This is a genomic window from Stenotrophomonas sp. S39 (assembly GCF_016624665.1).
Taxonomy (GTDB): domain Bacteria; phylum Pseudomonadota; class Gammaproteobacteria; order Xanthomonadales; family Xanthomonadaceae; genus Stenotrophomonas.
Genome location: NZ_JACVTT010000010.1, coordinates 14,804 through 30,353 on the forward strand (window position 1 = coordinate 14,804; position 15,550 = coordinate 30,353).

General features: G+C 66.3%; 10 protein-coding genes. 6 read left to right on the forward strand and 4 right to left on the reverse strand.

The window, feature by feature from the left end; translation table 11 throughout:
• Nucleotides 1-17: 17 nt before the first annotated feature.
• The 4 genes from gorA (at nucleotide 18) to IAE41_RS04950 (ending at nucleotide 3,563) form a co-directional block, all read left to right on the forward strand.
• Nucleotides 18-1,376, forward strand: a complete 1,359-nt coding sequence (gene gorA / locus IAE41_RS04935) for a glutathione-disulfide reductase (RefSeq protein ID WP_200732308.1) — start codon at nucleotides 18-20, stop codon at nucleotides 1,374-1,376.
• 163 nt (nucleotides 1,377-1,539) lie between these two features.
• Nucleotides 1,540-2,460 (forward strand): DMT family transporter, encoded by a 921-nt coding sequence (locus IAE41_RS04940; RefSeq protein WP_108747860.1) that lies wholly within the window; start codon nucleotides 1,540-1,542, stop codon nucleotides 2,458-2,460.
• The gene (locus tag IAE41_RS04945) at nucleotides 2,457-2,795 is read left to right on the forward strand and encodes an MGMT family protein (RefSeq protein WP_234458311.1); all 339 of its coding nucleotides are present in this window, start codon (nucleotides 2,457-2,459) and stop codon (nucleotides 2,793-2,795) included. Before IAE41_RS04940 ends, IAE41_RS04945 begins: the two co-directional genes overlap by 4 nt.
• A gap of 93 nt (nucleotides 2,796-2,888) precedes the next feature.
• Nucleotides 2,889-3,563 (forward strand): rhomboid family intramembrane serine protease, encoded by a 675-nt coding sequence (locus IAE41_RS04950; protein WP_079222658.1) that lies wholly within the window; start codon nucleotides 2,889-2,891, stop codon nucleotides 3,561-3,563.
• Between the two features lie 136 nt (nucleotides 3,564-3,699).
• Here IAE41_RS04950 and IAE41_RS04955 read toward each other — a convergent pair whose 3' ends face one another.
• Together IAE41_RS04955 and IAE41_RS04960 are read right to left on the reverse strand one after the other, a co-directional pair.
• A complete protein-coding gene (locus IAE41_RS04955) occupies nucleotides 3,700-5,286 on the reverse strand; it encodes an NAD(P)/FAD-dependent oxidoreductase (protein WP_200732309.1) in 1,587 nt (528 codons plus the stop codon).
• Nucleotides 5,283-5,765, reverse strand: coding sequence for a VOC family protein (locus IAE41_RS04960; protein ID WP_108758107.1), 483 nt, complete (start codon nucleotides 5,763-5,765; stop codon nucleotides 5,283-5,285). The genes IAE41_RS04955 and IAE41_RS04960 overlap by 4 nt, the downstream gene beginning before the upstream one ends.
• Before the next feature lie 134 nt (nucleotides 5,766-5,899).
• On the opposite strand from IAE41_RS04960, the gene IAE41_RS04965 reads away from it, so the two are divergent.
• Nucleotides 5,900-7,555 (forward strand): SDR family oxidoreductase, encoded by a 1,656-nt coding sequence (locus IAE41_RS04965; protein WP_200732310.1) that lies wholly within the window; start codon nucleotides 5,900-5,902, stop codon nucleotides 7,553-7,555.
• A 358-nt stretch (nucleotides 7,556-7,913) separates the two neighbouring features.
• Nucleotides 7,914-10,952: a carboxypeptidase regulatory-like domain-containing protein gene (locus IAE41_RS04970; RefSeq protein ID WP_200732311.1), complete on the forward strand. Its 3,039-nt coding sequence runs from the start codon at nucleotides 7,914-7,916 to the stop codon at nucleotides 10,950-10,952.
• Nucleotides 10,953-11,079: 127 nt separating this feature from the next.
• Here the strand turns inward: IAE41_RS04970 and IAE41_RS04975 are convergent, their stop codons facing one another.
• Together IAE41_RS04975 and IAE41_RS04980 are read right to left on the reverse strand one after the other, a co-directional pair.
• A complete protein-coding gene (locus IAE41_RS04975) occupies nucleotides 11,080-13,086 on the reverse strand; it encodes a M13 family metallopeptidase (protein WP_200732312.1) in 2,007 nt (668 codons plus the stop codon).
• Nucleotides 13,087-13,304: 218 nt separating this feature from the next.
• Complete coding sequence (locus IAE41_RS04980; protein WP_200732313.1) at nucleotides 13,305-15,410, reverse strand: M13-type metalloendopeptidase; 2,106 nt, start codon at nucleotides 15,408-15,410, stop codon at nucleotides 13,305-13,307.
• Between the last annotated feature and the right edge of the window lie 140 nt (nucleotides 15,411-15,550).

The following is a 15,550-nucleotide window of genomic DNA, read 5'->3' on the forward strand; positions in this document are numbered from 1 at the left end:
TCTTCAGAGCGATCCCGATGAGCACTGCATCCTTTGACTATGACCTGATCGTCCTTGGCGGCGGTTCTGCCGGCCTGGCCGGCGCCATCCGGGCTGCCCAGCATGGCAAGCGCGTGGCGCTGCTGGAACCCGGCGCGCTGGGCGGTACCTGCGTCAATGTCGGCTGCGTGCCGAAGAAGGCGATGTGGCTGGCGGCCGACCTGCACGAGCGCATCGGCCTGGCCAGTGCGATGGGCTTCGATGTGCCGGCGCGTCCGGCGTTGTCGTGGAAGGAACTGGTGATCCATCGCCAGGCCTACATCAGCAACATCCACACCAGCTACAACAAGCGCCTGGACGAAACCGGCGTGGTGCGCATCCCCGCGCGCGGCCACCTGGTCGATGCGCACACCGTGGCGTGCAGCGATGGCGTGCGCTACAGCGCCGAGCACATCCTCATCGCCACCGGTGCACACCCGCAGCGGCCAGACATTCCCGGCGCGGCGCTGGGCCTGGTGTCCGATGATTTCTTCGACCTGCGCAGCGCACCGGCCGAGGTGGCGATCATCGGCGGCGGTTATATCGCGGTGGAGCTGGCCGGGCTGCTGCAGGCGCTGGGCAGCCGGGTCAGCCTGCTGGTGCGGGGTACGCGCCTGCTGGAACGCTTCGATTACGAACTGACCGACCAGCTGGCCGAGAACCTGAAGCAGCAGGGCGTGCGCATCCACTTCGATTACCGCCTGCGTGAACTGCAGCGCGATGGTGAGCGCGTGCGTGCCTTCGGCCATGATGGCCCGCTGGAGAGCGTGTTCGATGCGGTGTTCTTCGCGACCGGGCGCCGCGGCAACAGCCGCGATCTTGGCCTGGAAGCGCTGGGCATCGGCATCGGCGAGCACCAGCAGGTGGAAGTGGATGAGTGGCAGACCACGGCGGTGCCCAGCGTGCATGCCGTGGGTGACATTGCCGGCAAGGTTGGCCTGACCCCGGTGGCGGTGGCCGCGGCAAGGCGCCTGATGGACCGCCTGTTCGGTGGTCGCCCGAGCGCGAAGATGGATTACAGCAACGTGGCCAGCGTGGTGTTCTCGCACCCGCCGCTGGGCGCGGTCGGCATGAGCGAGGAGCAGGCACGCGCCTGTTTCGACCAGGTGACGGTCTATCACAGCCGGTTCCGGCCGATGCTGCAGGCGCTGGCCAACGGCACCCAGCGCAGCCTGTTCAAGATGGTCTGCGCCGGTGCCGACGAACGCGTGGTGGGCATCCATCTGCTGGGTGAAGCGGCTGACGAGATCCTGCAGGGCTTCGCGGTGGCGGTGAAGATGGGCGCGACCAAGGCCCAGTTCGACGACACCGTGGCCATCCACCCGACCTCGGCCGAGGAAGTCGTGCTGATGCGCTGACCCGCGGTTGGTGTAGAGCCGAGCCCACGCTCGGCTTTCTCCGCCTTGGCATCGCGAAGCCGAGCGTCGGCTCGGCGCTACGGGTTGCTGGGCGCGTGCATGCGACAATGCGCGTCCCCACATACCTCCGTGGCCGCACCCCGTGCGGCCTGCCGCCGTCCTGATGTCCAGTCCTTCCCCCCGCATCGCCACTGCTTCCCCGCGCATTGCCCTGGGTGGCATCGGCCTGGCTGCGGTCGGTGCCATCGCGGCGTCCGGCAAGGCCATCATCGTCAAGCTCGGCCTGCGCCATGGCGTGGATGCCACCACCCTGCTGGCCCTGCGCATGCTGATGGCGCTGCCGCTGTTCGTGCTGATGGCCCTGTGGTCGGCACGCCGTACCGAACCGCTGTCCTGGGCCGACCGGGCGCGCGTGCTGTGGCTGGGCTTCACCGGTTACTACCTGTCCAGCCTGCTCGATTTCCAGGGCCTGCAGTACATCAGCGTGACCCTGGAACGGCTGATCCTGTACTTGAACCCGACTCTGGTGCTGCTGATCAACGTCCTGCTGGCGCGGCAGCGTCCGGGCCGCTGGCAGGTGGCAGCGCTGGCGCTGAGCTACCTGGGCGTGCTGCTGGCCTTCGGCCATGACCTGCAGCGCGAGGGCGGGCAGATCATCGTCGGCAGCCTGCTGGTGCTGGGCAGCGCGCTCAGCTACGCGCTGTACCTGTTCGGCAGTGGCCAGGTGGTCGCGCGCATCGGTGCGGTGCGGCTGACCGCCTATGCCAGCTGCGTGGCCAGCGTGCTGGTGCTGCTGCATTTCGCCATCACCCATCCGCTGCCGCTGCTGTGGCAGGCACCTGCGGCGGTGCAGTGGCTGTCGCTGGTCAACGCCACGGTATGCACCGTGCTGCCGGTGCTGGCCATCATGCTGGCCGTGCAGCGCGTCGGCTCGTCGCTGGCCGCGCAGGTGGGTATGCTGGGTCCGGTTTCCACCATCGTGATGAGTCTATGGCTGCTCGACGAGCCGATGGGGCCGGCGCAGATCGCCGGCACCGTGCTGGTGCTGATCGGCGTACTGCTGGTGACCCGCCTGCGGCGCTGACGCCGGAACAGGCGCGTGACCGCATCCTGGCGGTGATCCGCGCGATCCCGCCAGGGCAGGTGCTGGGCTACGGCCAGGTGGCCATGCGCGCGGGGCTGCCAGGCCGCGCACGGCTCACCGCGCGCATCCTGGGCCAGAACGAAGACCCCGGCCTGCCGTGGCACCGCGTGCTGCGCTCGGACGGGCGCATTGCCATGGCCGAAGGTTCGGCGGGCTGGCGCGAGCAGTCGCAGCGCCTGCGTGCCGAAGGCGTGGTGGTCGAGAACGGCCGGGTGCGGATGCCGGCCATCGACCCGGCTGCGGCGCTGGATGCCGCGATCTGGGGCCCGGGCTGATCGCTGCCGGCCACTGAACGGAGCGGGCGGGGCGGTCGCCACGCTGTCGTGATGCTGCGGCTATGATGGAGGCCGTTCCATGCCGGTATTCCCATGTTCCCGCGACTGCCCACCGTCACCAAGGCCCTGCTGATCGCCAACGCGATCCTGTTCCTGCTGCAGCAGCCGTTCCTGCTCGGCATGCAGACCTTCGAGCCCTTCATGCTGCAGCCCTGGCAGCAGGGCTTCGATGCGTTTTCCCCGGGCGGCAACTTCCAGCCCTGGCAGCTGCTGACCTACGGCTTCCTGCACGGCAGCTTCGGCCACCTGTTCTTCAACATGCTGGCGGTATTCATGTTCGGCGCGCCGCTGGAGCAGACGTGGGGCGAGAAGCGCTTCCTGCTGTATTACCTGGTGTGCGTGGCCGGTGCCGGTGTCTGCCAGTTGCTGGTGGGTACGCTGCTGGAGAACCCGGCCACGGTGCTGGGCGCATCCGGCGGTGTGTTCGGCCTGCTGCTGGCCTACGGCATGCTGTTCCCGAACCAGCGCGTGATGCTGCTGTTCCCGCCCATTCCGATGAAGGCACGCACGTTCGTGATCCTGTTCGGCGTGGGTGAACTGGTGCTGGGCATGACCGGCTGGCAGCCGGGCGTCGCGCATTTCGCACATCTGGGCGGCATGCTGTTCGGCTGGCTGCTGATCCGCTACTGGCGCGGGCAGCCGCCGTTCAACAAGCGCCGCCCGCCCGGCCCACCGAAGCGCCCGAACCACCTGCGCAGCGTCAAATGATCCAAGGGATCATTTGACGCTGTGGGTGCCGACCGTTGGTCGGCACGCTCTGGATCGGATCTTTTGACGCTGTAGGTGTTTGTGGGTGCCGACCGTTGGTCGGCACTCGGTGCCCACATCCACGCATGGCGTGGATCTACAGATCCTGCAACACCACCTGCGCCGCATTGTGCCCCGGTGCTCCGGTCACGCCGCCGCCGGGATGGGTGCCCGAACCACACAGGTACAGCCCCGGCAGCGCACCGCGATAGCCCGCCTGGCCGACCATCGGCCGCGCCGAGAACAGCTGGTTGGCGCTGAGCGCACCGTGGAAGATGTCGCCGCCGATCAGGCCGAAGGTGCGTTCCAGGTCCAGCGGTGACAGCACCTGCCGGCCGAGCACGCTGGCCGCGAAGCCCGGCGCGTGCTGCTCGACCGTGGCGATCATCAGGTCGGCCACTTCATCGCGATGATCATCCCAGTGCCGCCCGCCGGGCAGCACCGGCGCGACGTGCTGGCAGAACAGGCTGGCCACATGCTGCCCGGGCGGGGCCAGCGAATCGTCCAGCGTGCTGGGAATCAGCATCTCCACGATCGGTTTGCGCGACCAGCCCTCGCGGCGTGCATCCAGCCAGGCGCGGTCCATGTACTCCAGGCTGGGCGCCATGATGATGCCGGCGCTGAGGTGATCGCCGTGGCCGGGCAGGGCGCGGAAATCCGGCAGCCGCGACAGTGCGACGTTCATCCGGAACGTGCCCGAGCCGCAGCGCCACTGCGCCATCCGCTCGCGCGTCGCCTGCGGTACCTCTGCCGGTTCCAGCAACCGTTCGTAGAGCAGCTTGGGATTGACGTTGGCGATCACCGCGCGTGCGCGCAGGCTTTCGCCGTTGTCCAGTTCCACGCCGGCCGCACGGCCCTGTTCGACCAGAACGCGCCGCACACCGGCATCCACGCGCAGCTCGGCGCCAGCGTCGCGCGCCGAGGCGGCAATGGCCTGGCTGATCGTGCCCATGCCACCGATCGCATGGCCCCAGGCACCCTTTACGCCGTTGCACTGGCCGAACACGTGGTGCAGCAGCACATACGCACTGCCCGGCGTGTACGGGCTGGCGAAATTGCCGACGATGCCATCGAAGCCAAACAGCGCCTTGATCGGTTCGCTCTCGAACCAGCGGTCCAGATACTCGGCGGCCGACAGCGTGAACAGGTCCAGCAGCTCCTGCCGCAGCGAGGCGTCCAGCGTGGCCAGTTCGCGGCCGAGGCGCCCCATCTGCCAGAGCGTGGGCAGGGCACGCCATCCGCCGGCCACGCCCAGGTCCGGTGGCGCACGCAGTGCCCATGCGCGCAGCACGTCGGCGAAGATCTCCAGCCGCGCTTCGTACTCGGGAAGCCGCTGCGCATCGCGCGCCGAGAACTTCGCGACCTCGGCCTGGGTGCGGCCCGGCGCCGACAGCAGGTAGCGGCCATCGTCCAGCGGCAGGAAGTTGTTGGCCGGCCGGTTGACGATGCGCAGGCCATGGGCATGCAGCTGCAGGTCGTCGATCACCTTCGGCTGCAGCAGCGACACGGTGTAGGACGCCACCGAGTTGCGGAAGCCGGGATGGAACTCCTCGGTAACCGCCGCTCCGCCCAGTACGTTGCGGCGCTCCAGCACCAGCACCTTCTTTCCCGCTCGCGCCAGGTAGGCCGCGCACACCAGCCCGTTGTGGCCGCCGCCGGCAATGATGGCATCCCACTGGCTCATGCCTGGGCGATCGCCGCTTCGATGGTGGCGATGTCGATCTTCTTCATCGGCATCATCGCGTTGAAGGCGCGCTTGGCCAGCGCCTTGTCCGTGCTGGTCACCGCCTCGATCAGCATGCGCGGGCTGATCTGCCAGGATACGCCCCAGCGGTCCTTGCACCAGCCGCAGTCGCTTTCCTGGCCGCCGTTGCCGACGATGGCATTCCACAGGCGATCGGTTTCGGCCTGGTCGGTGGTCTGGATCTGGAACGAGAACGCTTCGTTGTGCTTGAACGCCGGGCCGCCATTGAGGCCGACGCAGGCCACGCCACAGACGGTGAACTCGACGGTGAGCACGGCGCCTTCCTGGCCGGCCGGGTAGTCCCCGGGGGCGTGGTGGACGGCGGTCACCGCGCTGTCGGGGAAGGTGTTGGCGTAGAAGGTGGCGGCCTCCAGCGCGTCCTTGTCGTACCACACGCAGATGATGTTCCTGATGGCCATGAGCGGCTCCGCAGCGGGCGAAGGCGCAGCGATAGCACGGGCGGTGTTAATGCCGGATCGTGCTGCACTGCAGGACCGCGCTACCATCCTGCGGGAGAGCGGTTCCCTCCATGGCAGCACGACAGGGACGATGCGTGAAGATCCTGATCCTGGGCGGATATGGTGTATTTGGAGGGCGCCTGGTGCAGTTGCTGGCGGATCTGCCGCAGCTGGAGCTGCTCGTGGCCGGGCGCACCCTGGCGGCGGCCGAGGCGTTCTGCCTGGCGTACCGCGGCCAATCCACGCTGCGGCCCTTGCGGGTGGAACGGCAGCAGCTGGCGCCGACGTTGCAGGCCGAACGGCCCGACCTGGTGGTCGATGCGTCCGGTCCCTTCCAGGATTACGGCCGCCAGCGCTATGCGGCCATCGAAGCCTGCATCGCCGCCGGCATCGATTATCTGGACTTTGCCGACGCGGCAGATTTCGTTTCGGGTGTTCCGCAGTTCGATGCGCAGGCGCGGGCGGCCGGCGTCTACGTGCTGTCCGGGGTCAGCAGCTTCCCGGTGCTGACCGCTGCGGTGCTGCGGGTGATGGCCACGCGCATGGACATCCTCAGCGTGGAAGGCGGCATCGCGCCGTCACCGTATGCGGGCATCGGCCTGAACGTGATGCGCGCGGTGGTGGGCTATGCCGGCGCGCCGGTGAAGCTGCGCCGTGGTGGGCGCGACGGCCACGGCGTGGGCCTGGCAGAGAGCCGCCGCTTCACTGTCGCGGTGCCGGGCCGGATACCGCTGCGCAACCTGCATTTCTCGCTGGTGGACGTGCCCGACCTGCAGGTGCTGCCGCCGGAACACCCGACGCTCACCGATATCTGGATCGGCGCCGGTCCGGTGCCGGAAGTCCTGCACCGCATCCTCAACCTGTTGGCCAAGGCCCGCCAACGACTGCGCCTGCCATCGCTGGAACCGTGCTCGCAGCTGTTCTACACCGTGCTGAACCTGATGAAGTTCGGCGAGCATCGCGGCGGCATGATCGTGCGCGCGGTCGGAGTGCGTGACGGTGCGCCGCTACGCCAGAGCTGGCACCTGCTGGCCGAGGCCGATGATGGCCCCTACATTCCATCGATGGCCATCGAAGCGCTGATCCGCAAGCAGCTCCTCGGCGAGCGGCCAGCGCCGGGTGCGCGCCCCGCGACGCACGCGCTGGAGCTGGCCGACTACGATCGATTGTTTGCCGGCCGCACCATCCATACCGGCTTCCGCCACGACATGCCCGGCGCCAGCCTGTACCAGCGCGTGCTGGGGGACGCCTATGCGCGGCTGCCAGCCGCCGTGCAGGCGCTGCATGCGCCGGGTGCGGCGCGGTGCTGGCAGGGCAGGGCGCGGGTGCAGCGCGGCCGAGGCCTGGTGTCGCGTCTGCTGGGCGCGCTGTTTGGTTTTCCGGCGGCGGGCGAGCAGGTACCGGTCAGCGTTGAGTTCACGCCGGAAGCCGGTGGCGAGCGCTGGACGCGCACGTTTGCCGGCCGCCGTTTTTCCTCGCTGCAGACCGAAGGGTGCGGCCGCAACGAGGCGCTGCTGGTCGAGCGTTTCGGTGCGGTGTCGGTGGCCCTGGCCATCGTGGTCGAGGGCGGCCGGCTGCAGCTGGTACCGCGCCGCTGGTCGCTGCTCGGCATTCCGCTGCCACGCGCGCTGCTGCCGGGTGATAACAGCTTCGAGTCGGAAGTGGACGGGCGTTTCGTGTTCGATGTCGAGATCGGCGCGCCGCTGGTCGGTCGCATCGTGCACTACCGGGGAACGCTGGAACCAGAGTGACGCGCGTTGGCCTGGTCGCAGGAACGAGGGCGCCTCTGAGGCGCCCTTTTTTGTCGCTGTATTTCTTCCCCGAAGCATCGATGAAACCGAAAGCATTAACTCATTAAATCTTTCGAATATCGCCGTCGATAAGCGGGCAAATATGCCGGCAAAAGTCTCAGTTGAATGGAATGTAAACAATTGTTTTCTTTTGTATCAAGAAAAAATCAATTAAATCAACAAGATAAAATATTTGCTATCAACCCTTGCAAGTTAAACTTTTATGAAATTAATATTCTATTCAGCTGCTACGAAGATGAAACGCTGATGCAGCGAGTCTGAAAAACGAGTGTGTCTTTTCACGGAACAAGGAATTTTCATGACCTATAGCAAGACGGCCATCCGGCTGAAGCGCACGGCACTTGCCGCTGTCCTGACCTCCTTCATCGGCGCCGCCGCGGCGCAGAGCACCACCGGTTCCCTGTATGGCAACGCCCCGGCCGCCGCAGGCGCCACAGTCGTCGTACAAAGCGATTCGGGCCTCAAGCGCAGCGCGAACGTCGATGCAAACGGCCGCTACAACCTGGGTTCGCTGCCGGTGGGCCGCTACTCCATCACCCTCGAGCGTGACGGGCAGGTGGTAGAGCAACGCGACAACGTGCTGCTGAAGGTCGGCGTCGGCACGGAAGTCTCCTTTGGCCAGTCCGCCAGCGGCGGTGCCACCAACCTCGACGCAGTGAACGTCACTGCAGCCAACATCCCGAAGATCGACGTGACCAACACGGTCTCCAAGTCGGTCATCACCTCCGAACAGCTCGATGTCCTGCCGCTGGGCCGCAGCGCCGAAGCGATCGCCCTGCTCGCGCCAGGCGTTGTCGCCGGCAGTGGCGAGTTCTCCAATGGTTCGCGCTCGGTGCTGTCGTTCGGCGGCTCCAGTGTCACCGAGAACGCGTACTACCTGAACGGCTTCAACGCGACCAACCCGCTGAATGCAATGGGCGGTGTCAGCCTGCCGTATGGCTCGATCGACCAGCAGGAAACCTTCATGGGTGGCTACGGCGCCGGCTACGGCCGTTCCACCGGCGGCGTGATCAACCAGCTCGGCAAGCGCGGTACCAATGAATGGAAGTTCGGCTTCCAGACCACCTGGTCGCCCGATTCGCTGGCCGAATCGCCGCGAGACATCTACTACCCCAACCACACCGCGCCACCGGGTCTCGAACTCGAGGACGATACCGGCACGGTGGCCGGCTCCCTGTACCGCTCGCGCAAGGGTGACACGGCGACCCGCACCACCTACAGCGGCTATGTCAGCGGCCCGCTGATCGAGGATCGCCTGTTCATCCACCTCGCCGCCGAGAAGGATCGCAACGAGGGCGTGTCCACCAGTGCTGCCGAAGCCGCACAGCAGATCCGCAGCCACTACACCACCGATACGCCCAAGTTCTACGGCAAGATCGACTGGAACATCAACGACAGCAACACGCTGGAATACACCCGGCTGCAGAACACGGACCGCTACAGCAGCTACTACCGCGAGTTCGACTACGACACGATGAGCGAAGGCGAGCGCACCGGTACCTTCGCCAACACGACCAAGCTCAAGGACGAGTTCGACATCTTCAAGTACACCGGGTACCTGACCGATGACCTGACCCTGAGCGCGGTGTGGGGCCGCAGCAAGGAAACCAACCTGGAATCCAATCCGCAGGATTCGGCCAACCCCTACATCAGTGGACCGACCAGCCAGGATCCGTCGATCACCGGCGGTACGCCGATCCGCAACGACCAGACCGCGCTGTACACCAAGTCGCTGGATGCGGGCAGCAAGACCCGCGGCCTGCGCGTGGACCTGCAGTACCGCATCGGCAGCCATGAGCTGACCGCCGGTATCGACAACATGACCTACCAGGGCCACAACGAAGGGCAGGCGATGACCGGCCCGGGTTACGCCTGGATCTATTCGCGCATCGCACCGGGTTCTTCGCCGGCGCCGGCGTTCGACGTCGCCGCCCCGGGTGGTGATGGCTACTACGTGCAGAAGTACATCTTCTCCACCACCACCAGCATGTCGGTGGAACAGAAGGCCTACTACCTGGAAGACCGCTGGCAGGTCAGCCCGAACTGGCTGCTGACCCTGGGCCTGCGCAACGACAAGTTCACCAACTGCAACAGCTCGGCCATTGCCTACGTTGAAAGTGGTGACCAGTGGGCCCCGCGCCTGGGCGCCAGCTGGGATGTCTTTGGTGATTCGTCGATGAAGGTGTTCGCCAACCTCGGCCGCTACTACCTGGCCCTGCCCAACAGCGTGGCCATCCGTGGCGCATCGGCATCGACCTATACCCGTGAGTACTTCACCTACGGTGGCATCGATGCCAACGGCAACCCGACCGACCTGACCGCACTGGGCCCGGGCCCGGTATCGACCAACAACGAGTACGGCGTTGCGCCCGATCCGTTGTCGGTTGCACCGACCGACCTGAAGTCGCAGTACCAGGATGAGTTCATCATGGGCTTCGAAAAGACCCTGGGCTCGTCCTGGAACACGGGCGCGAAGTTCACCTACCGTCGCCTGCAGACCGCCATCGACGATACCTGCGACTCCGACCAGATCTACGCAAAGCTCGATGCGATGGGCGTTGATACGGACGGCCTGGAAGTGCCGGGCTGCGTGATCTTCAACCCGGGCAAGACCAACACCTTCATGGTCAAGCACAGCGATGGCTCGGGTTACACGCCGGTGCAGATGAGCTCGTCGGACTGGGGCTACAACGGCAACAAGGCCAAGCGCAGCTACGTTGCCGTCGATCTGTTCATCGAACATCCGCTGAGTGACAAGTGGTACGGCCGCCTGGACTACACCTGGTCGCGCAGCTACGGCAACACCGAAGGCCAGGTCAAGTCGGACATCGGCCAGGATGAAGCGGCCAAGACCCAGGACTGGGATTCCTACTACCTGATGGAGTACGCCGGTGGCTACCTCGCCAACGACCGTCGCCACCAGCTGAAGGGCTATGGCGCGTACCAGTTCAACGATGAGTGGACGGCGTCGGCCACCCTGCGTGTCACCTCGGGCATGCCGAAGAGCTGCCTGGGCTACTACGGTGCCGATGGCAGCGATCCGATCGGCTATGAATCGTCGTACCACTACTGCAACGGCGAGCCGTCGCGCCCGGGTGATGCCGGCCGCCAGCCGTGGACCTACCGCTTCGACCTGGGCGTGATGTACCGCCCGGCCTTTGCCGACCACAAGCTGGCATTCGGCCTGGACGTGTTCAACGTGCTCAACCAGCGCCGTGCGGTCCAGTCCGATCCGTCGTATGAATCGGGCCAGCACACGATTTCCAATACCTACGGTATCGGCACCTTCTACACCGCGCCGCGTTCGGTGCGCCTGAGCGCGTCCTACGATTTCTGATGTAAAAACCGCTCTCTTTCAGCAGGACGTTTGACCCCGGCATCTGCCGGGGTCTTTTTATGTGCGGGCACGGCCCACGAAAAAGGCGCCCTGCGGCGCCTTCTTCGTTACTGCACCACGCTTGTGGTCAGCGCCAGACCTTGATCTGCTCGGCGTCGGTACGCTGCATCGGCTGGCCGGCCTTGCAGCTGAAGGTCGCGCCGAACGCCGGCAGGTTCGACAGCGGGCCGTTGGTGCGCCAGCGGCCCGGTGCACGGATGTCGGCGGTCAGGCGGCGAGCGGCTTCGTTCGGCGACAGCTGCTGCGGCCACAGTGCAGCCCAGGCGCGGAAGAAGTCCTGCTGCTGCGCCGGCTTGGCCTTCGGCTCCTGCGCGGTGTAGGCCGCCCAGGCCAGTTCCAGGCCGGCGATGTCGGCCAGGTTCTCTTCCTGGGTCAGCGTGCCGTTGACCTTGGCACCCTTCACGCCGGGGAATTCGTAGGCGCCGTACTGCGCGGCCACGCGGCTGCCCAGCAGGGTCCAGGCGGTCTTGTCGGCCGGGGTCCACCAGCTGCGCAGTTCACCCTTGGCATCGACCAGGGCGCCCTTGGCATCGATGGCACGGTTCAGTTCGTGGCCGACCAGGCCACCGAAGCTGCCGAACTTGTCGGCGGCATCGGCCTTGGCGTTGAACACCGGGCCCTGCAGGATGGCGGCGGTGACGATCAGGCGGTTCTGCGCCAGATCGTAGGCCAGCGACGGCTGCTGCGGCAGCACGTCCCAGCGGCGGTCGGCATTGCCCTTGCCGATGCGCTTCATTTCCTCGCGGTGGCGCCAGGTCGAAGCGATCAGCATGTTGCCGCCGAACGAACCACGGCCCATCGGCTGCACGGTGTAGTCCAGGTCGCGCAGCGGGGTGCCGATCTCGATCTTCAGCGCGCCCAGCTTGGCCTGTGCTTCGGCCTTGGCCTCGGCGCTCATCCAGGTGCTGTTCTTGACCGCCTCGATCTGCACTTCACGCACCTTGTCGACGATCCACGCCGCCTGGCGACGGTCTTCGGCGGACAGGTAGCGGGCGGCGTACTCGCGGCCGACCATCGGGCCGGCGGCCACGTTGATGGCATCCAGGACGCTTTCCCAGCGCTGCGCGGGCAGGGTCTGGCCACGCAGCACGCGGCCGCGGAACTCGAACTCGGCGTCGCGGTAGGCCTTGGACAGGTACGGTGCCATCGAGTCGCCCACGCGCCAGCGCAGGTAAGCCTTCCACTGTTCCGGCTTGAGCTTGGTGACCATGGTGTCGAGCTGCTTGAACAGGCCCGGGTCCGCCAGCGAGACCAGGTCGTCGTTCACGCCCTGCGCCTTCAGGAAGGCATCCAGCTGCAGGTTGCGGTAGCGGCTGTTGAGTTCCTTGGTCGAGATCGGCGCGTAGTTGTTGAACGGGTTGTTGATGCCGGCCAGCGACTGCGCGTTGCGGGCCAGTTCGGTTTCCAGTTCGATCACCGACTGCGATTCGGCATCCAGCTTGGCTGCCGGGGTGCCGGTCAGGGCCAGGATCTGCTTGACGTAGTTGCGGTAGCGGCCCATCAGGGCCACGGTGTCGGCGTCGGTACGGGTGTAGAACGCCGGGTCGGGCAGGCCCATGCCGCCTTGCATGAAGTAGCCGATGTGGCGGTCCAGCGCCTTCAGGTCCACGTCCGGGCCGAAGTTGAAGGCCACCGGGATGCCGACCTGGTGCAGCGCGGCGATCGAGGCCGGCACGTCCTTGGCCTTCTTGATCGCGTTGATGCGGGTCAGCAGCGGGGCGATCGGGTTGGAGCCATCGGCTTCCACCGCGGCTTCGTCCAGGCCGCTGGCCCAGAAGTCGCCCAGCAGCTTCTGCACGTTGCCCTGCGGCGCCTTCATCGAGGCGTCCAGCAGTTCACGCTGCTGCTGGCGGCTGCGGTCGACCAGCTGGCCCAGCGCGGTGGCGGCGCCGGACTGCGGCACCGGGTTGGCCTTCAGCCAGTCCGCGTTGGTGGCATCGTAGAAATCGCTGCACTGGGCGCTGACGGCCGGGGCGCGCACGGCCTTCTTCTTGGCGGCGAACGCATCGTGGGTCGGGACCAGGGTCGCCAGGCTGATACCCAGGGCGACGGCAAGCGGACGGAAATTGGGCATGTAGAACGAATCCGTGATGGATTGAGGGCGGGCGAACTATAGCAAGCCGTGCATGGGCACGGGATGCATGCGTCACGTCGCATCCGCCGGGCATGGCCCGGCGCTACCGGGTGGCATGGCCAGTAGATCCACGCCATGCGTGGATGGCCGGAGCCGCCAAAAACAAAGGCCCGGGAAATCCCGGGCCTTCGAGGGTCTGCCTTGGCGTCAGCCGCGGCTTACCAGATCACCACCTGCTGGTCGCCGGTGCGGGCCATCGGCGAGCCGGCCTTGCACTGGAATGCAGCGGCGAAGGTCGGCAGGTTCGACGGCGCACCCATGGCGCGGAACTGCGCCGGGGCGTGCGGGTCGGTGGCCAGGCGGACCTTGGCATTTTCAGCGGTGTACTTGGTGCGCCACACGGTGGCCCAGTTGAAGAAGAAGCGCTGGTCGCGGGTGAAGCCGTCGACCTTCGGATCTTCCTTGCCGGCGGTGGCCTTCTGCAGGGCGTCGTAGGCGGTGGCCAGGCCACCCAGGTCGGCGATGTTCTCGCCCAGGGTCAGGTGGCCGTTCACGGCCTGGCCGTCGACCTTGTACTGGTCGAACTGCTTGACCAGCTTGCCGGTCAGGCCTTCGAAGTTCTTCTTGTCAGCCGCGGTCCACCAGTCTTCCATGTTGCCGGTCGGCCCGAAGCGCGCGCCCTGGTCGTCGTAACCGTGGGTCATTTCGTGGCCGATCACCGCGCCGATGCCGCCGTAGTTCAGGGCGTCGTCGGCCTTCGGGTCGAAGAACGGCGGCTGCAGAATGGCGGCCGGGAACACGATCTCGTTCTGCAGCGGGTTGTAGTAGGCATTGACCGTCTGCGGGGTCATGCCCCACTCGGTCTTGTCCACCGGCTTGCCGATCTTGGACAGGTTGAACTTGTAGTTGAACTCGTTGGCCGCGCGCACGTTGCCCAGGTAGCTGTCGCGCTGGGTCTGCAGGCCCGACCAGTCACGCCACTTGTCCGGGTAGCCGATCTTCGGGGTGAAGGTTTCCCACTTGGCGATGGCCTTGGCCTTGGTCTCGTCGCTCATCCAGCTCAGGCCCTGGATGCGTTCCTTCAGCGACGCGGCCAGGTTCTTCACCAGTTCTTCCATCTTCGCCTTGGCTTCCGGCGAGAAGGCGACCTTCACGTACAGCTGGCCGAAGGCTTCGCCGGCATCGTTCTCGATGGTGCCCAGCACGCGCTTCCAGCGCGGCTTCTGTTCCTTCTGGCCATTGAGGGTCTTGCCGTAGAACTCGTAGTTCTCCTGCACGAAGGCGTCGGCCAGGTACGGCGAGGCGCCATCAACGGTATGGAAGCGCAGGTAGGCGCGCCAGACCGACGGATCGGTGTCGCCCAGTGCCTTGCTCACTTCCTCGTGGAAGGCCGGCATGGCCAGCGAGAACTTCTCCGGTGCGGCAACGCCCTGCGACTTGAAGAACTCGGTCCAGCTGAAGTTCGGGGTCAGCTTGTCGGCGTCGGCCAGGGTGACCGGGTTGTAGAACAGCTCGACGTTGCGCGACAGGTCGACGCGCGACTTGGAAGCCTTGGCCAGGCGGGTCTCGAACTTGACCACGTCCTCGGCCTGCTTGGCGGCATCGGCAGCGGCCACGCCCGACAGTTCCAGCACCTTGGCGACGTGCGCCTGGTAGGCCTTCAGCTTGTCGGCGTTCTTGGTGTCGGTGTAATAGGTGGTGTCCGGCAGGCCCAGGCCGCCCTGGCTGGCGTAGGCCATGTTCATGGCCGAGTTCTTGAAGTCCGCTTCGGCGCCGAAGCCGAACAGGACGTTGTCGCCCTTGGCGGCGCTGGTGCGCAGGTAATCGGCGATGGCGGCCTTGTCCTGCAGGCCGTCGATGGCGGCCAGGTCAGCCTTCAGCGGCTCGATGCCCTGGGCGTTGATCTTGGCTTCGTCCATGCCGGTGGCCCACAGGTCGCCGACGATCTTCTCGATGTGGTTCGGGTTCTTGACCTGGGCAAGCTGCTGGGCCAGCTGGTGCTGCACGGCCACCGAACGCTCGTCGAGGATGGTGAAGGCGCCCCAGCTGGTGCGGTCGCCCGGAATCTCATTGGCGGCCAGCCACTTGCTGTTGACGTAGTCGCCAAAGGCGCCGCAGGCGTCCATCGCGCTGTCCAGGTCACTGGCCTGGAAGGCGTTGTAGGCCGGCAGCTTGGCCTCGTCCAGCTTGTAGGTGGTGGCCTGGTCAGTGGCGGCCGGCGTGGAGGCGGTGGCGTCCTTTGCCGGGGTGTCGGTCTTGCCGCAGCCGACCAGCGCGGCCGAAACGGCCAGGGTCAGCAGCACGATCTTGGGAGTACGGGTCACTTGAATGGCCTCCAGGCCGAGTGATTCAGGGAAGGGCCGTTTGGGGCGGCCGTGGGCCGAACGATACGCCGCTGGCCCGCCCTGCAAGGGTGTCGAAGGTCATGGCCGATTGCAAACCCCGCAGCCGTTGGCCGGACCGC